The 21,688-nt window shown below is 67.0% G+C and carries 21 protein-coding genes; 13 read left to right on the top strand and 8 right to left on the bottom strand.

Annotated features, from left to right (window positions below; translation table 11 throughout):
- Positions 1–67: 67 nt before the first annotated feature.
- Positions 68–616 (bottom strand): hypothetical protein, encoded by a 549-nt coding sequence (locus AC0IZS_RS31315; protein ID WP_471639224.1) that lies wholly within the window; start codon positions 614–616, stop codon positions 68–70.
- 144 nt (positions 617–760) lie between these two features.
- Between AC0IZS_RS31315 and AC0IZS_RS31310 the strand changes: the two genes are divergently transcribed.
- Both AC0IZS_RS31310 and AC0IZS_RS31305 read left to right on the top strand, forming a co-directional pair.
- On the top strand, positions 761–1,399 hold the full coding sequence (locus tag AC0IZS_RS31310) for a hypothetical protein (protein WP_471639223.1): 639 nt from the start codon (positions 761–763) through the stop codon (positions 1,397–1,399).
- Between the two features lie 179 nt (positions 1,400–1,578).
- Entirely contained in the window at positions 1,579–2,022 is a 444-nt protein-coding gene (locus tag AC0IZS_RS31305; protein WP_471639222.1) for an SHOCT domain-containing protein, read from the top strand.
- A gap of 91 nt (positions 2,023–2,113) precedes the next feature.
- Here AC0IZS_RS31305 and AC0IZS_RS31300 read toward each other — a convergent pair whose 3' ends face one another.
- Complete coding sequence (locus tag AC0IZS_RS31300; protein WP_471639221.1) at positions 2,114–3,037, bottom strand: LysR family transcriptional regulator; 924 nt, start codon at positions 3,035–3,037, stop codon at positions 2,114–2,116.
- Between the two features lie 74 nt (positions 3,038–3,111).
- Between AC0IZS_RS31300 and AC0IZS_RS31295 the strand changes: the two genes are divergently transcribed.
- A complete protein-coding gene (locus AC0IZS_RS31295) occupies positions 3,112–3,690 on the top strand; it encodes a GNAT family N-acetyltransferase (RefSeq protein WP_471639220.1) in 579 nt (192 codons plus the stop codon).
- Positions 3,687–4,889 (top strand): MFS transporter, encoded by a 1,203-nt coding sequence (locus AC0IZS_RS31290; protein ID WP_471639219.1) that lies wholly within the window; start codon positions 3,687–3,689, stop codon positions 4,887–4,889. The genes AC0IZS_RS31295 and AC0IZS_RS31290 overlap by 4 nt, the downstream gene beginning before the upstream one ends.
- A 48-nt stretch (positions 4,890–4,937) precedes the next feature.
- Here AC0IZS_RS31290 and AC0IZS_RS31285 read toward each other — a convergent pair whose 3' ends face one another.
- From AC0IZS_RS31285 to AC0IZS_RS31275, 3 genes are all read right to left on the bottom strand, one after another.
- Complete coding sequence (locus AC0IZS_RS31285) at positions 4,938–5,696, bottom strand: 3-hydroxyacyl-CoA dehydrogenase (protein WP_007857914.1); 759 nt, start codon at positions 5,694–5,696, stop codon at positions 4,938–4,940.
- Positions 5,697–5,826: 130 nt separating this feature from the next.
- Positions 5,827–6,879, bottom strand: a complete 1,053-nt coding sequence (locus AC0IZS_RS31280; RefSeq protein WP_471639218.1) for an extracellular solute-binding protein — start codon at positions 6,877–6,879, stop codon at positions 5,827–5,829.
- A 347-nt stretch (positions 6,880–7,226) separates the two neighbouring features.
- Complete coding sequence (locus AC0IZS_RS31275) at positions 7,227–7,775, bottom strand: phasin family protein (protein WP_322591765.1); 549 nt, start codon at positions 7,773–7,775, stop codon at positions 7,227–7,229.
- Between the two features lie 200 nt (positions 7,776–7,975).
- On the opposite strand from AC0IZS_RS31275, the gene AC0IZS_RS31270 reads away from it, so the two are divergent.
- From AC0IZS_RS31270 to AC0IZS_RS31230, 9 genes are all read left to right on the top strand, one after another.
- Entirely contained in the window at positions 7,976–8,953 is a 978-nt protein-coding gene (locus AC0IZS_RS31270) for a histone deacetylase family protein (protein ID WP_471639217.1), read from the top strand.
- Between the two features lie 2 nt (positions 8,954–8,955).
- Positions 8,956–9,414: an acyl-CoA thioesterase gene (locus AC0IZS_RS31265; RefSeq protein WP_471639216.1), complete on the top strand. Its 459-nt coding sequence runs from the start codon at positions 8,956–8,958 to the stop codon at positions 9,412–9,414.
- 135 nt (positions 9,415–9,549) lie between these two features.
- On the top strand, positions 9,550–10,770 hold the full coding sequence (gene pncB / locus AC0IZS_RS31260) for a nicotinate phosphoribosyltransferase (protein ID WP_471639215.1): 1,221 nt from the start codon (positions 9,550–9,552) through the stop codon (positions 10,768–10,770).
- 8 nt (positions 10,771–10,778) lie between these two features.
- Positions 10,779–12,188, top strand: a complete 1,410-nt coding sequence (locus AC0IZS_RS31255; RefSeq protein ID WP_471639214.1) for a sodium:proton antiporter — start codon at positions 10,779–10,781, stop codon at positions 12,186–12,188.
- 18 nt (positions 12,189–12,206) lie between these two features.
- Entirely contained in the window at positions 12,207–13,193 is a 987-nt protein-coding gene (locus AC0IZS_RS31250) for a 2-hydroxyacid dehydrogenase (protein ID WP_471639213.1), read from the top strand.
- Between the two features lie 76 nt (positions 13,194–13,269).
- Positions 13,270–15,054, top strand: coding sequence for a DNA recombination protein RmuC (locus tag AC0IZS_RS31245; RefSeq protein ID WP_471639212.1), 1,785 nt, complete (start codon positions 13,270–13,272; stop codon positions 15,052–15,054).
- Complete coding sequence (locus AC0IZS_RS31240; protein ID WP_471639211.1) at positions 15,051–16,232, top strand: MFS transporter; 1,182 nt, start codon at positions 15,051–15,053, stop codon at positions 16,230–16,232. Before AC0IZS_RS31245 ends, AC0IZS_RS31240 begins: the two co-directional genes overlap by 4 nt.
- 186 nt (positions 16,233–16,418) lie before the next feature.
- Positions 16,419–17,759, top strand: coding sequence for a surface lipoprotein assembly modifier (locus AC0IZS_RS31235; protein WP_471639210.1), 1,341 nt, complete (start codon positions 16,419–16,421; stop codon positions 17,757–17,759).
- 17 nt (positions 17,760–17,776) lie between these two features.
- A complete protein-coding gene (locus AC0IZS_RS31230) occupies positions 17,777–18,823 on the top strand; it encodes a FecR family protein (protein ID WP_471639209.1) in 1,047 nt (348 codons plus the stop codon).
- A 91-nt stretch (positions 18,824–18,914) separates the two neighbouring features.
- On the opposite strand, the gene AC0IZS_RS31225 is transcribed toward AC0IZS_RS31230, so the two are convergent.
- From AC0IZS_RS31225 to AC0IZS_RS31215, 3 genes are all read right to left on the bottom strand, one after another.
- Entirely contained in the window at positions 18,915–19,778 is an 864-nt protein-coding gene (locus AC0IZS_RS31225; protein ID WP_471639208.1) for an LOG family protein, read from the bottom strand.
- 94 nt (positions 19,779–19,872) lie between these two features.
- Positions 19,873–20,259: a fluoride efflux transporter CrcB gene (gene crcB, locus AC0IZS_RS31220; RefSeq protein WP_471639207.1), complete on the bottom strand. Its 387-nt coding sequence runs from the start codon at positions 20,257–20,259 to the stop codon at positions 19,873–19,875.
- A gap of 80 nt (positions 20,260–20,339) precedes the next feature.
- Positions 20,340–21,650, bottom strand: a complete 1,311-nt coding sequence (locus tag AC0IZS_RS31215; protein ID WP_471639206.1) for a TRAP transporter large permease — start codon at positions 21,648–21,650, stop codon at positions 20,340–20,342.
- Positions 21,651–21,688: the final 38 nt, after the last annotated feature.

Genomic DNA, 21,688 nt, shown 5'->3' with positions numbered 1-21,688 from the left:
CCAGTCGTTACGCTGCTCCTGACTCGGCATCTGCACCGGCGCGAAGTCGCTCGGCCGTCATCGATCTCTACCGATTCTTCATGTGCTCCCGGTAGGCCGCCAGCTCCTTGGCGTCGTAGTTCTCGCAGGAAGACAAGACCAGCATGTCGAAATCGCCGGAGTCGTCGTCGAAGTAGACCTGCGAAGCCAGCACCACGAAGCGCCGGTAACCCACGTACCCGCCAAAGCCATTGCGGGCGTTGACCTCTCCGCAGAGGAACCGGTCCTTGCCCACCTTGAGGCTGCGCAGCTTGGCCGTGTCGGGGTCCTTCAGGTTACGCAGGAGTGTGGCCTTGCCCGCGGCCATGACGGCGCGGGCATCGGCCGGGTTGGATTTGAAGGGCCTTGGCTTGGGCATAGGGGGCTCGGGCCGTGCCGGGGTGGCGGCGCCCACCAGGCATTCCACCATCCGCTTTTCCCGCACCGAAGCGGGCAGCGGGCCGAGTTCGGCCTCGCAGTCCTCTGCGGACTTTTGTGCGTGTGCGGTCGTGGTGGCTGCCCACAGGGCCGTGGCAAGCAGCATTGCAAACCAGGTCTTCTTCATTGTTCCCTCCATGACGCCAGCACTGTAGTGCATGGCGCGCACCCCTCCCAGCAAGAACGCCAACCCCATGTGCTTGCACCAATGAACGGATGCTGGCTCGGATGCGTTCGGAGGCAGGTCGGCAATGCAGCAACAAACCAGTACGATCTGCAGTGTGTGATGCACTGGAGGACATTCATGATCCGCAAAGGGCTTCAAGGTGGGTGGCAGACAGCACTGCGCTCGTGCGTCGCCATGGCCTGCTGCGGCCTTGTTTGCACAGCCGCATCCGCCGGCGTGACCGATGGCGATCTGTTCGGCCACCGCCTGGGCACCCGCCTCGCGACGACCCCGGCCACCATGGGCTACTGGAGCCAGGGGCGGGCCGTCATCATTGTCGACAAGCCCGAGATCCCGCCCGAGTTCGAAAAGCTCGAACTGCTCACCACCCCCAAAACCTACACCATCGGCAACATCTACGCGACCAAGAGCCTGCCGGAGCGAACCGCCGCCTTCTCCCTGGCCGAAAAGTACAAGGACCTGTTGCCCACGCTCTACCGCGCGCAGTGCGTGCGTGAGCGGGACGGCTTTGGCGGGGTGGTGCTGGACATGCGCTGCGGCCAGTACCAGCTCACCATCCAGATCTACTCACCGGACCGGCAGAACCCCAATGGCCTGTACACGGTGCAGATCGGTTTGACGATGGCGAAGGAGACGCGGGTCGGCTACGACTGGCAGGTGCTGCTGGACGAGGAGATGGACGCGGTTGACAAAGAGGGGCGCCAGCGCCGACTGGAGCAAGCCAGAAAGGACAGGAGCCTGCGCGGCTTTCCTTAGTAGGTTGGGTGCCAGCCCGGCATGCTCCCGTCTTCGGTAAAGTCTGTTCGTTGGCGGGCTGGTGAACGGACGGCCATGTTGTGCGGGACGGAACGGGCCGGGCAGGCCTGCCAGGTCAAGCCTGTTTATCTTTTGTGCCAGATAAATGATTGGAGGGGTTGATGGGACTGCGGTATTCCATGAAAGGCGTGCAAGACACGCTGGAGGTCTTTGAGGACAGGCTGACGATCACGCCAAAGGGAGTCCTTGGCTTTTTGAACAAAGGTCTTCAAGGTACTAAGACAATCCCTTTTTCCTCCATCAAAGCTGTGCAGCATCGAGAGGCCGGATGGATTGCCAATGGCTTTCTGCAGTTCACGATCCTTGGTGGCACAGAAAACATGGGCGGTGTGTTTTCGGCGGCCAAGGATGAAAACTCGTTCATTTTTTCCAACAGCGACAACAACAATGCGCGGGTGACGGAAATCAAGGAATTCATCGAACAGGCTGTCGCTGCCGCCGGGCAGGCCCCCGCAGGCCCTGTGAGCATGGGGGACGAACTGGTCAAGCTCGCATCCCTGCGGGCCCAGGGCATCTTGACGGAAGAAGAATTCCAGGCCGCCAAGAAAAAGATCCTGTCGTAGAGTCTGTGGGACTGCCGTGCGCAAGCGCGGGCCGGCGGGATGCGTGCCACGGCCCTGCCGCGTGCCCTGGTCCGGGATGAGCGTTTTGCTGTCAACGCCTGGCAGCCTTGAGCGCCTTGCGTTGCTGGCTGCCCGTATGGCCCAGCGCCTCCAGTGCCGCCACCGTTTCCCTCAACCCCCGGTGCAGCCGCTTGTCCTTGCGCACCACCACGGCCAGGGTGCGGGCCAGGGGCGGCGACAGGGGGCGCACTTCCACAGCGCTGCCATGCGTGCCCTGCACGGCCATGCCGGGCAGCACGGCGCAGCCCAGGCCGGCGGCGACCAACTCCTTGATGGCTTCCACGCTGCCCAGCGACATGGCGGGCTGCAGGGCCACGCCTGCCTGGGCGAACCAGGCGTCGGCGATGCGGCGGGTCTGGCCGCCGCGCTCGAACAGCAGCACGGGGTGGCGGGCCAGGTCGGCGGCGGTCACTTTCTTGGGCAGGGGGGTGCCCTTGGGGGCGATGGCAACGAATGCGTCCTGCAGCACGGGCGTCACATCGAGCATGCGGCCGCTGGCGGGCAGGGTGACCAGGCCCAGGTCCAGCGTGTTGTCTTCCACCGCCTGCACGATGTCGGCGGTGTTGCCGGTGCGCACGGTGATCTCCAGGCCCGCAAAGCGCTGGCGCAGCGCGCCCAGCACGGGCGGCAGCAAAAAAATGCAGGCCGTGGCGCCGGTGCCCAGGCGCACGCGGCCTGCCGTGCCGCTGGCGTGGTGGGCCACGGCGTGCAACGCGTCGGCCACGGCGGCGTCGATGCGGGCCACGTGCACCAGCAGCTCTGCGCCCGCGGCCGTGGGGCGCAGCACGCGGCCCACGCGCTCTACCAGCGGCGTGCCCAGGCGCTTTTCGAGCTGGCGCACCTGCAGGCTCACGGCGGGTTGGGTCAGGTCCAGCCGTTGGGCGGCGGCCGAAAAGCTGCCCAGTTCGATGGCGGTGGCAAAGCCGTGCAGTTGATCGAGGTTGATGCGTTCCATGCCAAAGAATTTCTCATACTTTGCATAAGTTGTGAAAGCTTCTTTTATGGATTGCGGCGCGCCACACTGGCGCCATGCATTCCTCTTTCGCGCTCACTTCGCCACTTTCTTCCTCTGTCGCGGCGCCGCATGTGCGCGATGCGGCCGATGCCGATCTGCCCGCCATCCAGGCGATCTATGCCCACCACGTGCTCCATGGCCTGGCCTCGTTCGAGGAGGTGCCGCCCGGCGTGGACGATCTGCGCACCCGCCATGCGGCCGTGCGCGCCGCAGGCCTGCCCTACCTGGTGGCCGAGGTCGATGGCGCGGTGGCGGGCTATGCCTATGCCACGCCGTACCGCCCGCGCTCGGCCTACCGGCATACCGTGGAGGACTCGGTCTACGTGGCGAAGGACATGGCGGGGCGGGGCATTGGCGCCGCGCTGCTGGCCGCGATCATCGCGCGCTGCGAGGCGGGGCCCTGGCGCCAGATGCTGGCAACCATAGGGCAGGGCGATGGCAATGCGGGCTCCATCGCGCTGCATTCGCGCATGGGTTTTGCGCGCATCGGGGCCCTGCGGTCGGTGGGGTTCAAGCACGGGCAGTGGCTCGATACGGTGCTGATGCAGCGGCCTCTGGGGGTGGGGGATGGCGCGTTGCCCACGGCGCAATGACACCCGCTGGAGTGATGCGCCGGTTGGTGTGGTGCCTGGGCTTCTCACAGTTCATCTGCTGGGGCATTTCGTATTACATGCTCGGCGCATTTGGCGAGGCCATGGTGCGCGACCTGGGCTGGCCGCGCACGCTGGTGCATGGCGGCTTTGCGCTGGCGCTGCTGGTGATGGGCGGGGTGTCGGGCATCGCCGGCCGCTGGGTGGACGAGCGCGGTGGCCGCACCGTGATGGTGGTGGGCTCGCTGCTGCTCTTTGCCGGCTGCCTGGGGCTTGCCGTCGGGAAGGGTGTGGTGGCTTACTACCTGGCCTGGGCCGTGGTCGGGCTGGCCATGCGGCTCACGCTGTACGACGCGGCCTTTGCCACGCTGGCCCATGTGGCCGGGCAGGGCGCGCGCCGGCCCATGGCGCAGATCACGCTGCTCGGCGGGCTGGCCTCCACGGCCTTCTGGCCGCTGGGGCATGCGCTCGCTGAGTCACTGGGTTGGCGCGGGGCGCTGTGGGTGTATGCGGCGCTGGCGCTGCTCACGGTGCCGCTGCACCTGGCGATTCCGCGCGCTGGCGGGGCGGCGCACACCAGCCAGGTGCTGCCTGCGCCGACCGAGCCCCTGGCCGCTGCGGGGGCGGACCGCCTGTGGGCGGCCGCGCTGTTTGCCGCGGTGACCACGCTGGTGAATTTTCTCAACGCAGGCATGTCGGCGCACATGGTGGGCCTGCTCGCAGGCCTGGGCCTGGCGCTGCCGTTGGCGGTGGGCATTGCATCGCTGCGCGGGGTGGGCCAGTCCGGCGCGCGGCTGGTGGAGGTGCTGTTTGGTGCCCGGATGCACCCGCTGGCGCTGGGGGCGTTTGCGGCCCTGCTGCTGCCGCTGGCCTGCCTGGCGGGCGTGTGGGCGGGGCAGGTGCTGGCCATGGCCGTGGTGTTTGCACTGGTGTACGGCGCGGGCAACGGGCTGCTCACCATCACGCGAGGCACGCTGCCATTGGTGCTGTTTGAGCACCGCATCTATGGCGCTTTCGTGGGGCGGCTGGTGGCGCCGGGCTTCCTGCTGTCGGCCTGTGCGCCGGTGGTCTATGCAGCGGTCATGGATGCCTATGGGGCGGGCGCTGCGATCTGGCTCTCGGTCGCCGTGGCGGTGCTGGTGTTCGCTGCGTCGATGGCGCTGCAGTGGCGCTTTGGGCCGCGTGCCAAGTGGGCCCCGTAAACGACAACGCCCCGGCAGACCGGGGCGTCGTCGGTTTGTTGAAGGCGCTTACTTCGGTGCCAGGCGGATCGCGCCGTCCAGGCGGATCACTTCACCATTGAGCATGTCGTTTTCCAGGATGTGCTTGACCAGCTTGGCATAGTCCTGCGGCGTACCCAGGCGGCTGGGGAAGGGCACGCCGGCGGCCAGTGCGTCCTGCACTTCCTGGGGCATGCCGAACAGCATGGGGGTGCCGAAGATGCCGGGGGCGATGGTCATGTTGCGGATGCCGTTGCGCGCCAGGTCGCGGGCGATCGGCAGCGTCATGCCGACCACGCCGCCCTTGGATGCGGCGTAGGCGGCCTGGCCGATCTGGCCGTCGTAGGCCGCGACGCTGGCGGTGGAGATCAGCACGCCGCGCTCGCCGGTGGCTTCGGGCTCATTCTTGCTCATGGCTTCGGCGGCCAGGCGGATCATGTTGAAGCTGCCGATCAGGTTCACCGTGATGGTCTTGCTGAACACGGCCAGCGCGTGCGCGCCATTCTTGCCCACGGTTTTTTCCGCGGGGGCGATGCCGGCGCAGTTCACCAGGCCGGCCAGCTTGCCCAGCGACACGGCCTTGGCCACCACGGCCTGGCCGTCGGCCTCGTTGCTCACGTCGCACTTCACGAAAGCGCCGCCGATGTCCTTGGCCACGGCTTCGCCCTTGTCGGCCTGCATGTCGGCAATGACCACGGTGCCGCCCTGGGCGGCCAGCATGCGCGCCGTGCCTTCGCCCAGGCCCGATGCGCCGCCGGTCACGATGAATACCTTGCCCTTGATGTCCATGTGCTGTCTCCTGAAAAGTAAGTGACGTTAACGTAAACGTCAATTATGGCCCAGCTCCCTGCGGGCGCAAAAAAGCCCGGGCGCTGCCGGGCTTGATCGGGGTGCCGCCGGCCGGGGCAGGGTGGCGGGCTTACTGGAAGCCCACGCGGTCGAGCATCTGCTGTACCTTGGTCACGTTGGCGCCCACGGCGCTGATCGGGATGGTCTCGCTCTTGAAGGGCGCATTGCCCGTCATGGCCTTGAGGGCCGGGTTGTCGATGTTCAGGCCCTTGGCGGCGGGCCACTCGTTGTTGCCGTTGGCAAAGTAGTTCTGCGCTTCGGCGCTGGCCAGGTACTCGAGGAACTTGATCGCGTTGTCGCGGTTCTTGGCGTTCTTGGCCACGGCGCCGCCGGCGATGTTCAGGTGCGTGCCCCACGATTGCTGGTTGGGGAACACCACGCCCACCTTGTTGACCACGGCCACGTCTTCGGGCTTGCCCGAGCGCATCATGCGCGCCAGGTAGTAGCTGTTGGTGACGGCGATATCGCATTCACCCGATGCCACGGCCTTGATCTGGTCGGTGTCGCCGCCCTTGGGGGCGCGGGCCAGGTTGCCCACCATGCCCTTGAGCCAGGCCTCGGCCTTCTGCTCGCCCATGTGCTCGGTCACTGCGCCGAACAGGCTCAGGTTGTAGGGGTGCGAGCCCGAGCGGATGCACAGCTTGCCCTTGTTCTTGGCGTCGCCCAGTTCCTCATAGGTGTCCACGTCTTCCTTTTGCACCTTGACCTTGTTGTAGACGATCACGCGGGCGCGGGTGGACAGGCCGAACCAGGCAATGCCACCGTCGGCCGCCGGTGTGCTGCGCAGGTTGGCGGGGATGGCGTCGCTCAGCACCTTGGACTGGATGGGCTGGAACAGGCCATCGACCTCGCCCTTGTACAGGCGCGCTGCGTCCACCAGCAGGATCACGTCGGCGGGGGAGGCTGTGCCCTCGGCCTTCAGGCGCGCCAGGATGCCGGCGTCGTCCGCATCCACGCGGTTGATCTTGATGCCCGTGGCCTTGGTAAAGCCGGTGTACAGCGCTTCGTCCGTGGAGTAGTGGCGCGCCGAGTACAGGTTCACCACCTGCTCCTGGGCAGATACGGCGCCGGCAGCAGCGGCCAGCGCGCAGGCGGTCAGCAGGGCTTTCACGGTCTTCGACATGGAATGCATCTTTCGAGGTGTAACGACGGGGCGATGATAAAACAAACGCGAATTATTCTTAATAAAACCAAGGGGGAGGGATGGATTTGATACCGCGCTCCAGGGCCGGGGATCCATCCATGGCAAGCGAAACCGCAGGCCGCCTAAATGCTATCAAATGAGGAGCAAGCCAGGCAAAAAAAAAGCCCGGGGTTACCGGGCTTTGAATTGGATCCAGGAAACGGGGGTTTCGAGAGGATCCAAGGAGACAACTGAGGGCCCCGAACTGTGTTCCGGGCCATGGGTTGAATTATCAGGGTAATCCCTGCGTTGCGCCTAGAGTCTGCACTCCAGACGCAATGGATGGCTTAGCGCTTGCGGGGAGCAGCGGTCTTCGCGGCGTTGGCAGCGGTGCTGGCCACGGCGTTGAAGTTGGCTTCGGCCACGTCCGACGCTTGCTTGACGGCCTTTTGAACCGATTCGAAAGCGTTGTTGGCAGCAGAGACGGCGCTCTTCATCACGGCCACGGCGGTTTCGGAACCGGCGGGTGCGTTCTTGGCAGCGCTGTCGACCAGGTTGGTGAAGCTCTTTTGAGCGTCAGCAGCTTGCGATTCGAAAGCCTTGCCGAATTCGGCGGCGGTGCCCGAAGAGATGTCGTACAGGTGACGGCTGTAGGCAGCGGTCTTTTCAGCCAGAGGCTGGAACAGGCCGGCTTGCAGGGCCAGCAGTTCTTGTGCGTCCTTCACGCCCAGGAAAGCCTGGGTGTGGCTGGAGGCTTCCGACAGGGCAGCGCGCGAAGCGGTCACGTTCAGTTCGACCAGCTTTTCGACGCCTTCGAAAGCCTTGGTGGTCAGACCAAACAGGGTTTCGATGTTGGCCTTGTGGGATGCCAGAATTTGTTCAGCGGTCAGCGACATGTCATATCTCCTAAAAATAAGGCCCAGGGGGCCGAGGTGGTTTACAGACAATCTGCGCTGTCGTTGACCTGGTGAGTCATGTTGCAGTGCAGCATGGGTTGAATTTTAGGGACTTGGTGGATGATTGCAAGTGCTTTTTGTTGCGCTGCAGCAATTTAGAGGTGACACCCCAACACCGCAGCCATTGCCACAATGGCGTCATGCATGCCTATTACGCAGACCAGTTCGTGCTGCCGCTGCCCGAGGGCCACCGTTTTCCCATGGCCAAATACCGTCTGTTGCGCGATGCGGTGGCCACCCACCTGCCCGGCGTGGCCCTGCAGGTGGCGCTGCCCGCGACCGATGGAGAACTGGCCCTGGCGCATGCGCCGGCCTACATCGACGCCATTGCCAGCGGCACCCTGCCTGCGCCGGCGCAGCGCGAGATCGGCTTTCCCTGGAGCCCGGCCATGGCCGAGCGCGCGCGCCGTTCGGTGGGCGCCACCATCGCGGCCTGCCGCGTGGCCATGGCGGGTGGCGAGGGTGGCGGCATCGCGGGCAATCTGGCTGGCGGCACGCACCACGCCTATGCCGACAAGGGCAGCGGCTTTTGCGTGTTCAACGACATGGCCGTGGCCGCCCGGCTGATGCAGGACGAGCATGCGCGCGCCGCGTCGGCCATGGGCGCCAACCCGCTGCCGCTGCGCGTGGCCGTGATCGACCTCGATGTACACCAGGGCAACGGCACGGCGCGCATCTTCCAGGGCGACGACTCGGTGTTCACCCTGTCGCTGCATGGCGCGCGCAACTTTCCGTTCCGCAAGGAAGCCGGGGACCTGGACGTGGAACTGCCCGACGGCTGTGGCGACGACGACTACCTGGCCGCGCTGGAGCAGGCGCTGGACACGCTGGACCAGCGCTTTGCGCCCGGCCTGGTGCTCTACCTGGCCGGGGCCGACCCGCATGTGGGCGACCGCCTGGGGCGGCTGCACATCAGCCACGACGGCCTGGAAGCGCGTGACAGGCGCGTGTTCGACTGGGCTTGGCAGCGCCGTGTGCCCGTGGCCTTCGCCATGGGTGGCGGTTACGGCACGGACATCGCCGACACCATCAAGGCCCAGCTCGCCACCTGGCGCGTGGCCCACCAATACCAGCAGCGCTGGCAGAAATCCTTGCAACCCTCTCTTTCTTCTGTTTGACCATGACGACCACTTCTCCCGCACCACGCCCGGCGCCGCAAGCGCGCAGCAGCTACCGCGCCTTCCGCTCCATCAGCACCCGCTGGGCCGACAACGACGTCTATGGCCACGTGAACAACGTCGTGTACTACAGCTGGTTCGACACCGCGGTGAACGCCCACCTCATCGAGCAGGGCGTGCTCGACATCCACGCAGGCAACACCATCGGCCTGGTGATCGAGACGCAATGCAACTACTTTGCGCCGCTGGCCTTTCCGCAGGTGGTGGAGGCCGGCATCCGCGTGGCGCGGCTGGGCGGCTCCAGCGTGCGCTACGAGGTGGGGCTGTTCGCCCATGGCGAGGCCCAGAGCGCCGCTGCCGGGCACTTCATCCACGTGTATGTGGACCGCACAACGCGCCGCCCCGTGCCCGTGCCCGAGCCGTTGCGCGAGGTGCTGCAGGCGCTGGTGATGCCGGGGTGAAAGGCTGCGGCCGCACGGGGGCAAACCCTTGCCAGCGTGCGCTGCAATGATCGTTGCGATGGCCTACACTGTGCGGCTTTGCTGCCCGTTGGCTGGCAGCGCTCCCTGGGCCATTCGCTGCGGCCCGCTTCGACAATGATCATCACCAGCCTGCTCGACACCGACCTGTACAAGTTCACGATGATGCAGGTGGTGCTGCACCAATTCCCCGGGGCGCAGGTCGAGTACCGCTTCAAGTGCCGCAACCCCGGCGTGCAACTGGCGCCCTACGCCAACGAGATCCGCGACGAGATCCGCTCGCTGTGCAGCCTGCAGTTCCAGGACGCCGAGCTGGCCTACCTGCGCTCCATGCGCTTCATCAAGAGCGACTTCGTGGACTTTCTCGGGCTGTTCCGCCTGAACGAGAAGTACATCACCATCACGCCGCAGCACAACGGCGAGATCGAGATCACCATCCGCGGGCCCTGGCTGCACACCATCCTGTTCGAGATTCCGGTGCTGGCCATCGTCAACGAGGTGTACTTCCGCAACACGCAGAAGGTGCCCAATTTCCCCGAAGGCCGCCGCCGCCTGGACACCAAGATCGCCCAGCTGCAGGCCGATGGCCTTTCGGAGCTCAAGATCGCCGACTACGGCACGCGCCGGCGCTTTTCCCGCGCCTGGCACGAGGAAGTGCTGCGCGTGCTGTGCGCGCGCCTGGGCACGGGCGACCGCCGCCCGGGTGCCCCCGTGGGGCCCGGTCAGTTCGCCGGCACCAGCAATGTGCTGTACGCCATGAAGCTCGGTGTGACGCCGCTGGGCACCATGGCGCACGAGTACCTGCAGGCCTGCCAGGCGCTGGGCCCGCGCCTGCGCGACAGCCAGGTCTTCGGCTTCGAGATGTGGGCCAAGGAATACCGCGGCGACCTGGGCATCGCGCTGTCCGACGTGTACGGCATGAGCGCCTTCCTGCGCGACTTCGACCTGTATTTCTGCAAGCTGTTCGACGGCGCGCGCCACGACAGCGGCGACCCGTTTGCCTGGGGCGAGCGCCTGCTGGACCACTACCGCAAGAACCGCGTGGACCCGTTGACCAAGACGCTGATCTTCAGCGACGCGCTCACGGTGCCGCGCACCATCGAGCTGTACCAGCAGTTCCGCGGCCGCTGCCAGCTGGCCTTCGGCATCGGCACCAACCTGACCAACGACCTGGGCAGCCCGCCCGAGCACGAGCCGCTGCAGGTGGTGATCAAGATGACCCAGTGCAACGGCCAGCCCGTGGCCAAGCTCTCCGACACGCCCGGCAAGGGCATGTGCGATGACGAGAAGTACCTGGCCTATCTGCGCCAGGTGTTCGACATCCCCGCCACCGCCTGATTCCTGGCATGGGCATTTCACGCGGGCTGGTTGTGGTGGGGCTCACGGCGTTGCCGGGCATGGCCCTGGCGGCGGACATCGACGGCAGTGCCCTGTCCGTGCTGTGGGGTGTGCCGTTTGCCGGCCTGCTGTTGTCTATCGCCCTCATGCCGCTGCTGCTGCCCAGCTTCTGGCACCACCACTTCGGCAAGGTGGCTGCCGCCTGGGGGCTGGCCTTTCTGGTGCCGTTCGCGCTCACCTTCGGTGTGCCTGCCGCGGGCGTGAGCCTGGTGCATGCGCTGGTGGCCGAGTACATCCCCTTCGTGATCCTGCTCACGGCGCTGTACACGGTGTCCGGCGGCATCTACATTCGCGGCAACCTGCACGGCAGCCCGGGGCTGAACACGGCCATCCTGGCCATCGGCGCGGTGCTGGCCAGCTTCATGGGCACTACGGGTGCGTCGATGCTGCTGATCCGCCCGCTGATCCGCGCCAACGACAACCGCAAGCACGTGGCGCACGTGGTGGTGTTCTTCATCTTCATCGTCTCCAACGCCGGCGGCTCGCTCACCCCGCTGGGGGATCCGCCGCTGTTCCTGGGCTTCCTCAAGGGCGTGGACTTCTTCTGGACGGTCAGCCACATCTTCCCGGAGACCCTGTTCCTGGTGGGCGCTCTGCTGGCGATCTTCTACGCCCTGGACTCCTGGTATTACCACCGGCGAGAAGAGACGTTACCGGTGGACCCCACGCCCGATAGCCGGGCCATAGGCTTCGATGGCAAGCTCAACTTCGCACTGCTGGGCGTGGTGGTGGCGCTGGTGCTGGTCAGCGGCTTCTGGAAGTCTCCCGTGGCGTGGACCATAGCCGGTGCCGAGGTTGGCCTGCCTGGCCTGGTTCGCGATGTCGGCCTGGTCATCGTGGCGCTGGTATCGTTCAAGCTCACCCCCGCCCAGGTACATGCGGACAACCAGTTCGGCTGGGGCCCGATGCAGGAGGTGGCCAAGCTGTTCGCGGGCATTTTCCTGACCATCATCCCGGTGATCGCCATGCTCAAGGCCGGCGTCAACGGCCCGTTCGGTGCCATCGTCTCGGCCGTCACGCGGCCCGACGGCTCGCCCGACCCGGCCATGTATTTCTGGGCCGCGGGGGCGCTCAGTTCCTTTTTGGACAATGCGCCCACCTACCTGGTGTTCTTCAATACCGCCGGGGGCGACCCGGCCGTGCTCATGACCACCCTGGCACCCACGCTGGCCGCCATCTCGGCAGGGGCGGTGTTCATGGGCGCCAATACCTACATCGGCAACGCGCCCAACATGATGGTCAAGGCGATTGCCGAAGACCGCGGCGTGAAGATGCCCAGCTTCTTCGGCTACATGCTGTGGTCGGGCGGCATCCTGGTGCCGCTGTTCGTCTTGATGACCTTTATTTGGTTTCGCTGATCTGGAGATCGAACTTTCATGAGCAAGCCCCGCATCCTGGTCGCCCGTGCGATCTTCCCTGACATCGTCGAGCGCCTGCGCCAGCACTTCGAGGTGCAGGACAACCCCGAGGACGTGATCTGGACCCCGGCCGAGCTGGCCGAGCGCCTGGCTGACAAGGACGGCGCCTTCACCACCGGCAGCCAGCGCATCGATGCACCGCTGCTGGCCGCTGCGCCGCGCCTGCGCATCGTGGCCAACATGGCCGTGGGCTACAACAACTTCGACGTGGAGGCCATGACCGCTGCCAGCGTGCAGGGCACCAACACGCCCGACGTGCTGACCGAGACCACGGCCGACTTCGGCTTTGCGCTCTTGATGGCCACCGCGCGCCGCATGACCGAGAGCGAGCACTACCTGCGCGCGGGGCAGTGGACCAAGTGGAGCTATGACATGTTCTCGGGCTCGGACATCCATGGCAGCACGCTCGGCATCATCGGCATGGGCCGCATCGGCCAGGGCATCGCGCGCCGCGGTGCGCACGGCTTTGGCATGAACGTGGTCTACCACAACCGCTCGCGCCTGCCGGATGCACTGGAGGCCGAATGCAAGGCCCGCTACGTGGGCAAGGAAGAGCTGCTGCGCACGGCCGACCACGTGGTGCTGGTGGTGCCCTATTCGCCGGCATCGCACCACACCATCGGCGCGGCAGAACTGGCGCTGATGAAGCCCACCGCCACGCTGATCAACATTGCGCGCGGTGGCATCGTCGACGACGCGGCCCTGGCCGTGGCCCTGCGCGAGCAGCGCATCGCAGCAGCGGGCCTGGACGTCTTCGAGGGTGAGCCCAGCGTACACCCCGACCTGCTCACCGTGCCCAATGTAGTGCTCACGCCGCACATCGCCAGTGCCACGGTGCCCACGCGCCGCGCCATGGCCAATCTGGCAGCAGACAACCTGATCGCCTTCTTCGAGACCGGTGCCCCGCTGACACCCGTGAACACCCCTGTGCCACGCGCACGCTGATCCGTTTTTGCATACACAATAGCCGCCTGCCATCGCGCACCGCACCGGTGCGCAATCTCCTAGCCAGGCTTCTTTTTTGACTACCGACACCCTCATTCTGCTGGCCGCGCTGGCCCTTGTCCTGTTGTTGCTGGTGCTCGTGCTGCTGCGCCGCCCGCGCGTCGATCTGCCGCCCGAGTTGGCCGCCCGCCTGCAGGCGCTGGAGCAGACGGCCCAGGCCACGCAACTGGCCGTGGCCCGCAATGATGGGGCCATGGAAGCCCTGGCCCAGCAGATGCGTGGCTTCACCCAGACCACGCAGGCCACGCTCGAAACTGTGCGCCACGCCGTGGACGAGCGCCTGGCCCAGGCGGTGACCGAGTCGCGCAATGGCCGGGCCGAGCTGCTGGCGGCATTCGGCGTGTTCGAGGGGCAACTGGCCAAGCGCTTTGACGGACTGCAGCAGTCCGTGGCGGGCCGGCTGGAAGAGAGCAGCAAGGCCCTGCTGGCCAACCTGGCGCAGGGCCAGGCCGATTCGGCCGTGGCGCGCAAGGAGCTGTCGGACACGCTCACCGGTTTTCGCACCGAGCTCACCACCACCACAGCCGGGCTGGCGGCCGAGAGTGTCAAGTCCCGCGAGGCCATGGCCGAGAGCGGGGTGCTGTTCGAAAAGCGCATCCAGGAGCGCTTCGAGGCGCTGACCCTGGCCACGCGCACCACGCTCGACTCGCTCAAGGGCGACATCCAGAGCCAGCTCGGGACCATGTCCGGCGCGCTCAAGGACCAGCTCGAAGCCAATGGCAACCAGATCCGCCACCAGTTCTCGGTGCTGCAGGACGCCGTCTCGCAGCAGCTCACCGGCATGCTGCAAGGCAGCCAGACCAATGCCGAGCAACTGCGCAATGCGCTCAACGAGCGCCTGGCTGCGATCCAGGCCGACAACTCCACCAAGCTCGAAGAGATGCGCCGCACGGTGGACGAAAAACTGCACGCCACGCTGGAGCAGCGCCTGGGCGAATCCTTCAAGCTGGTGAGCGACCGGCTCGAACAGGTACACAAGGGCCTGGGCGAGATGCAGACCCTGGCCGGCAGCGTGGGGGACCTCAAGCGCGTGATGACCAACGTGAAGTCGCGCGGCACCTGGGGTGAAATGCAGCTCGGGGCCATCATCGAGAACGTGCTCACGCCCGACCAGTTCGCGCGCAACGTCAAGACCGTGCCGGGCAGCGATGACCTGGTGGAGTTCGCCATCCGCCTGCCGGGCAAGAGCGACGAGCACCCCGTGTGGCTGCCCATCGACTCCAAGTACCCGGTGGAGCAGTACCAGCGCCTGATGGACGCGCAGGACGCGGCGGACAAGGGGCTCATCGCCTCGGCCGGCAATGCCTTCGAGGCCTCCATCAAGCTCGAAGGCAAGAAGATCTTTGCCAAGTACGTCTCGCCCCCGCACACCACCGATTTCGCCGTGCTCTACCTGCCCACCGAAGGCCTGTTCGCCGAGGTGATCCGCCGCCCCGGTCTGGTGGAGGCGCTGCAGAACGACTGCCGCGTGATGATCACCGGCCCGGCCAACCTGGCGGCCATGCTCAACAGCCTGCAGATGGGCTTCAAGACCCTGGCCATCGAGAAGCGCTCGTCCGAGGTCTGGAGCCTGCTGGGCATGGTCAAGACCGAGTTCGCCAAGTTCGGCGACGTGGTGGAGGCGACCAAGAAGTCCATCGACTCGGCCGCCAAGCGCTTCGAGGAAGTGGGCGTGCGCACCCGCGCCATCCAGAAGCGCCTGCGCGATGTGCAGGACCTGCCCGCACCCGATGCGGCCGGCGTGGTGCCCAAGCTGCGCCCGCCCATGTCGGCCGCTGACGCCCAGGACGAGCTGCTGTGAACGTGGCGCTGGCCCGCCTGATCGCCGGCCAGATCTGCGTGCATGCCTGCATGGCGGGCATGCGCCTGGCGGCCCCCCTGCTGGCGCTGCGCGAAGGCTACAGCGCCGCCGCCGTGGGGGTGCTGCTGGCGCTGTTCGCGCTCACGCAGGTGTTCCTGGCCCTGCCAGCCGGGCGCTATGCCGACCGCCATGGCCTCAAGCGCCCGGTGGGCTATGCCGTGGCCGTGGCCACCGCAGGCGCTGCGGCCGCGCTGGTGTTCCCGGTGTTCCCCGTGCTGTGCCTGGCGGCGCTGGCCACGGGGGGCGCCACGGGCGCCGCCACGATTGCGCTGCAGCGCCATGTGGGGCGCGCCGCACACGATGCCACGGCGCTCAAGCAGGTGTTCAGCTGGCTGGCCATCGGGCCGGCGGTGTCCAACTTCATCGGGCCGTTCTGCGCCGGGCTCATGATCGACCATGCCGGCGTCATCGCCGGCGACACCCAGGGCTACCGCGCCGCGTTCGCGCTCATGGCGCTGCTGCCGCTGGCCACCTGGTTCTGGGTGCGCGACACGGTGGAGCTGCCGCCGGTGATCGCTGCGGCCGGCGGCCCGCCCCAGCGCGCCTGGGACCTGATGAACGAGGTGCCGTTTCGGCGCCTGCTCATCGTCAACTGGATCCTCTCCTCGTGCTGGGACGTGCACACCTTCGTGGTGCCGCTGATCGGGCATGAGCGCGGGCTGTCGGCATCGGTCATCGGCTCCATCCTGGGGGCGTTCGCGATTGCTGCGGCCGTCATCCGCGTGCTGATGCCCCTGGTGGCCGAGCACCTGCGCGAGCGCGTGGTGGTGGCCGCAGCCATGGTCGCCACGGCCGCGTTGTTTGCGGTGTACCCGGTGATGCCCACCGCGCTCACCATGGGCGTGTGCTCGGTGCTGCTGGGCTTTGCGCTGGGTTCGGTGCAGCCCATGGTGATGAGCCTGTTGCACCAGATCACGCCCTCCCACCGCCATGGCGAGGCACTGGGCCTGCGCCTCATGGCCATCAACGCATCGAGCGTGCTCATGCCCATGCTGTTTGGCACCGCCGGTGCCGTCATCGGCGTGGGCGGGGTGTTCTGGGTGGTGGGTGCCGCCGTGGGGGCAGGGGCGCGCCTGGCCTGGAACATGGGCGAGCCCGGGGCCGGGCACGGGCGCTGACCCGGGCCGGCGGCCGCGCCACTTTGTAAAAATCCGCCTGCGCTGGCGAAATCGGAGTAGATTTCGGTAGCGTCTGCTCACATCGTTTGCAAAAAGCTGCATGACCGGCCCGGTCCTCGGGTGGCCGGCCTGGTGGCCTTTTGGCCTGCCGGGGCAAGACGCCCAACCCGCATGAGGAGACTTCCCATGGGTGTTTTTCGTCTTGCCCGCTGTGGCGCGGGGCCGCTGGCCCTCTCATCCCTGCTCTGGCTGGCGCCCGTGGGGGCGGCTCAGGCCGATGCGCTGACCGAACAGGCTGCGGCCCTGGTGCAGCGCGGCTCAGCGCGCGAGGCCTTCGACCTGCTCGATGCGCAGGAGGCGTCCCGCGCGGGCGACCCGGCCTTTGACGCCGCCATGGGCAGCGCCGCCCATGCGGCGGGCCAGTACAGCCGCGCTGTGATGGCCTGGGAGCGCGTGGTGGCGGCGCAGCCGGACAACATGGCCGCGCAGGTGGCGCTGGCCCGTGCGCTGTACGCCGTGGGCGACCAGCGCGGCGTGCAGGCCCTGTCCGACCTGGCCCGGGCACAGGGCATCCCGGTGGATGCGGCCCTCAGCATCGACCAGTTTCTGGTCTCCTACGACCGGGCCGCGAGCGAAGGCGGCTCCAGCCTCAAGGGCTATGCCGAGCTGGCGCTGGGACATGACTCCAATGTGAATGCCGGGCCGGCATCGATGCTGCTGCCATCGCCCGTGCCGGGCACGCCCGCCTGGACGCTGGCCCCCTCGGCGCTGGCGCGGTCGGCCGATTTCCTGGCGGCGCTGGTGGCGGTGCGTGGGCGCTATGTGATGGACGCGCGCTGGTCGCTGGTCGGCGCTGCGGTGGGTACGCCGCGCCGCAACGATGGCGGTGCCGGTGCATTCGATTCCGACCAGTTCGACGCCAGCGCCGGTGTGTCCTGGCGCTCGGAGCGCCACGAATTCATCGTTCAAGGGCAGGGCGCCTACTATGCGCTCGACGGCACGCGGCTGCGCAGCATCGGCGGGCTGCTGGGCGAGTGGATCTACCGGCTCGACGGCTTTCGCCAGTGGGGCAGCTTTGTGCAGTCGGCGCGCCTGCACTACCCCACGCAGCCGCTGCGCGACGTGCAGCGCACGGTGCTGGGCACCTCGTATGCCCACGTGTTCCGCGAGGGCAGCCTGGCCTACGCGGGCGTGCATGGCGGGCGCGAAGAGCCCGATGCAGCCGGTGTGGACTACCTGGGTCACCGGCTGGTGGGTGTGCGGGCGGGCGGACAACTGGCGCTGGCCCGCAACTGGGCACTGTTTGCCAACCTGGACTGGGAGCGGCGCCGCTATGGCGCGGCCGACCCGTTCTTTGCCGTGGTGCGGCGCGACCGGCAGGTGAATGCCTCGTTAGGGGTGTCATGGGTTCCCGCCACGGCCTGGCGCATCACGCCGCAGTGGACGGGCACGCACAACGATTCGACCCTGCCGGTTTCCGAATACCGGCGGCGCATCTGGTCCGTCACCGTACGCCGTGAGTTTTGACGCAGAAGGGGTACTTCATGACAACCGAACCTCGCCTGTCCCGCATCGCGCTGCTCATGGCCATGGTGGCCGCCTGGCCGGCCTCCGGGTTGGCCGCTGCCGGCCTGGTGCAATTTGCCACCGGCGAGGTCAGCCTGCGCCGGGGCAATGCCACCAGTGGCGTGGCCAAGGGCGCCGAGCTGGACAATGGCGATGTGCTGCTGACTGGCAGTGCCGGGCGCGCCCAGATCCGCTTCACCGATGGCGGCCTGGTGGCGCTGTACCCGGACTCGCAGTTCACCGTGACGCGCTATACCGACAGCGGCGACCCGGCGCAGGACAGTTTCGTCGTGAACCTGCTGCGCGGCGGCATGCGGGCGGTGACGGGCCTGATCGGCAAGCGCAACCCGGGCAGCTACAAGGTCATCACGCCCACCGCGGTGGTGGGCATCCGGGGTTCGGCCTTCCTGGTGGGCTTCAATGCGCAGGGCCAGCTCACGGTGGCCGGCGAACAGGATGAGATCGAGGTCTGCACCGAGGCGGGCTGTGTCGGGGTGAAGGCCGGCGAAGCGGTGCTGGTGCTGTCCAGCCAGAAGCTGCCGGTGTACACGAACACGCGCGCACTGCTGCCCCTGCCTGCGCTGCCCCTGCCGCAGATGGCTGGCGATCAGTTGGGCGGCGATGGTCACCGCACCAGCGTGTTCGTGATTCCGCGGCCGCCGCCACCTCCACCGCCGGTGCATGTGCCACCACCGCCGCCTGTGGTGGACCCGGTCGTGCCCCTGCCGCCACCACCTCCACCTCCACCACCACCGCCGCCGCCAGCACCGGTTCCGGTACCCCCGCCGCCACCCCCAGCCCCGCCACCGGGTCCGGTTCTTCCGCCCATACCTGCTCCGGGTCCTGCGCCGATACCGGTGCCGCCACCGGAGGTCCAGCCTCCACCACCGCCCAGCACCGGCACGGTCACAACCACCACGCCCGGCGCCACGACAACGCCGCCCCGGCCGCCGCCGACCACGCCCATCTTCGTGCTGCCGCCAGGGGTGATCTTGCTGCCCCCGTCCCCGCCACCGATACGCTGATTGCTGATCGGCAGGGCATGCGGCACCGCGCAGCACCTGGCGGCTCCAAGGGCTGCTGCCCGTGGCCGCGGTGCCGGGGCGCGCAGCGACTTCAGATCTTGTAGAACGCCTTGATCAGGCCCCAGGCTTCCTGGGGATCATCGGTGTAGTGAAAGAGCTTGAGGTCCTGTGGCGAAATCGTGCCTTCTTCCACCAGCACGTCGAAGTTGACCAGACGCTTCCAGTAGTCGGTGCCGAAGAGCACGATGGGCACGGGCTTGGCCTTGCCGGTCTGCACCAGGGTCAGCACCTCGAACAGCTCGTCCAGCGTGCCGAAGCCGCCGGGGAAGGCCACCAGCGCCTTGGCACGCATCATGAAATGCATCTTGCGCAGCGCGAAGTAGTGGAACTTGTAGCACAGCGAGGGCGAGATGAAGCGGTTGCCACTCTGCTCGTGGGGCAGGGCGATGTTCAGACCCACGTTGAGCGCGCCCACATCGTGGGCGCCACGGTTGGCGGCTTCCATGATGCCGGGGCCGCCGCCGGTGCATACGTAGATGCGGTCGGCAGGCGCATTGCGCTCGCTGTGCTCGGCCACCAGGCGGGCGAACTGGCGGGCCAGGTCGTAGTAGCGTGCATTGCGCACGGCCTGTCGAGCCTTGGCAATGACAGCCTCGTCACCGCTGGCCTCGGCTGCCGTCAGCTGTTCGGCGGCCTCGTCGGGGGCGACGAAGCGGGCGCTGCCATAGACCACCACGGTGCTCTCGATGCCCTGCGCGGCCTGGCCGAGGTCGGGCTTGAGCATCTCCAGCTGGAAGCGTATGCCGCGCGTCTCGCGGCGGAACAAAAATTCGGGGTCGGCGAACGCCAGGCGGTAGGCATCGGCGTGCAGGGGGTTGCCTTGGGAGGCGTGGGTCTGCAGCTCTGCCCAGGCATCGGCCAGGCGGCTCTCGTTGAGTTGGGTATTGGCATCCATGGGGTCATTGTGCCGAGGTTCCATGGCAGTTTCCGGCGCAGGGGCGCTCTTTTTGTGAGGAAATCCGACCTGTCAGCAAGGCAGGCCTGGTGGATCAGGCGCGCTGCGCCAGGAACCAGGTGGCGCTCTGGATGCCCAGCACCGTGAGTACCAGGGAGCCCGCGACATGCAGGCCTGTGGTGCCCAGTGCCAGAAGATAGCGCTGCTGCATCAGCATGGCCACCACTTCGGCCGAGAAGCTGGAGAACGTGGTGAGCCCGCCCAGGAAGCCCGTGACCAGCGCCAGCCGCCAGGCCGGGTCGAGCTGCGGCAGGGCCTGGAAAACGGCCACGCACACGCCGATGAGGTAGCCGCCCACCAGGTTGGCGGCCAGCGTGCCCCAGGGCAGCACCGACGCGCCCGTGGTCAGCCACAGCCCCAGCCGCCAGCGGGCCAGCGCGCCCAGGCTGGCGCCGATGCAGATGGCCACGACTGCAAGCATGGTTCGTACTTTCCTGTTGATGCGAACGCTATTGTGGCCTACCCGTCATCCATGCCCTTGCGCGCAGCGCCTCAGGAGGCTTACTTCTCCACTCCCATCACCAGGTCCGGCAAAATGGTCACGATCTGCGGAAACAGGGTGATCAGCGCAATGCACACCACCAGGCACAGGAAGAACGGAATGGCGGCACGCGCGATGGTGTTGCTGTCCTTGCCGGTCATGTTCTGCAGCACGAAGAGGTTGAAGCCCACGGGCGGCGTGACCTCGGCGATCTCGACCAGCAGCACGATGAAGATGCCGAACCAGATCAGGTCGAACCCGGCCTGCTGGATCATGGGCAGCACCACGGCGCTGGTCAGCACGATCATGCTGATGCCGTCGAGCGCGGTACCCAGCACCAGGTAGACCACCACCAGCACGCTGATCAGCGCAAACGGCGACAGCTGCATGGCGTTCACCCACTCGGCCAGCTCGCGCGGGATGCCGGTGAAGGCCATGGTCTTGGTCAGGAAGGCGGCGCCCGCCAGGATGAACATGATCATGCAACTGGTGCGCGTGGTGCCCATCAGCCCGTCCTTGAAGTTCTGCCAGGTCAGCGAACGGCTCCACAGCGCCAGGCCCAGCGAGCCCAGCACGCCGAAGGCTGCGCACTCGGTGGCGGTGGCATAGCCGGTGACCAGCACCGCCACGATGAAGACGATGAGCACGCCCACGGGGATCAGGTTGCCCGACTTGCGGATCTTCTCGCGCAAGGTCGAGGGCGGGTCGGCCGCAGGCACCTTGTCGGGGTTGCGCAGGCTCCACCAGCCGATGTAGCCCGAGAACAGCAGCATCAGCAGAATGCCCGGCAGAAAGCCCGCCAGGAAGATGCGGATGATGGAGGCATCGGCCGCCACGGCGTAAACCACCATGGTGATGGACGGCGGGATCAGGATGCCCAGGGTGCCCGCCGTGGCCAGCGCGCCGAGCGCCAGCTTCTCGTCGTAGCCGCGCTTCATGAGTTCGGGCAACGCTACCTTGCTGATGGTGGCGCAGGTGGCGGCCGACGAGCCCGAGACCGAACCGAAGATGCCGCAGCCCAGGATGGTGGTGTGCATCAGCCGGCCGGGCACGCGGTTGAGCCAGGGGCGCAGACCCTCGAACATCTCTTCGCTGAGCTTGGTGCGGAACAGGATCTCGCCCATCCAGATGAACAGCGGCAAGGCCGCCAGCTCCCAACTGGCATTGCTCTCCCAGAAGGCCGAGAACAGGTTCTTGGCCGGCTGCGTCGAGGTGAAGAAGGCCTGGCCCACCCAGCCGCAGATCGCCAGGGTCATGGCGATCCAGACACCGCCGGACAGCAGCACCAGCATCAGTATCAGCAGGACACCGCCCACCATCAAAATATCCATGTCGTGCTTTCTTGTGGCCCCTGTCGCTTCCGCTTCAG

This window comes from Acidovorax sp. AC410 (genome assembly GCF_979253235.1).
This window is presented reverse-complemented; position numbering and strand designations above follow the sequence as displayed.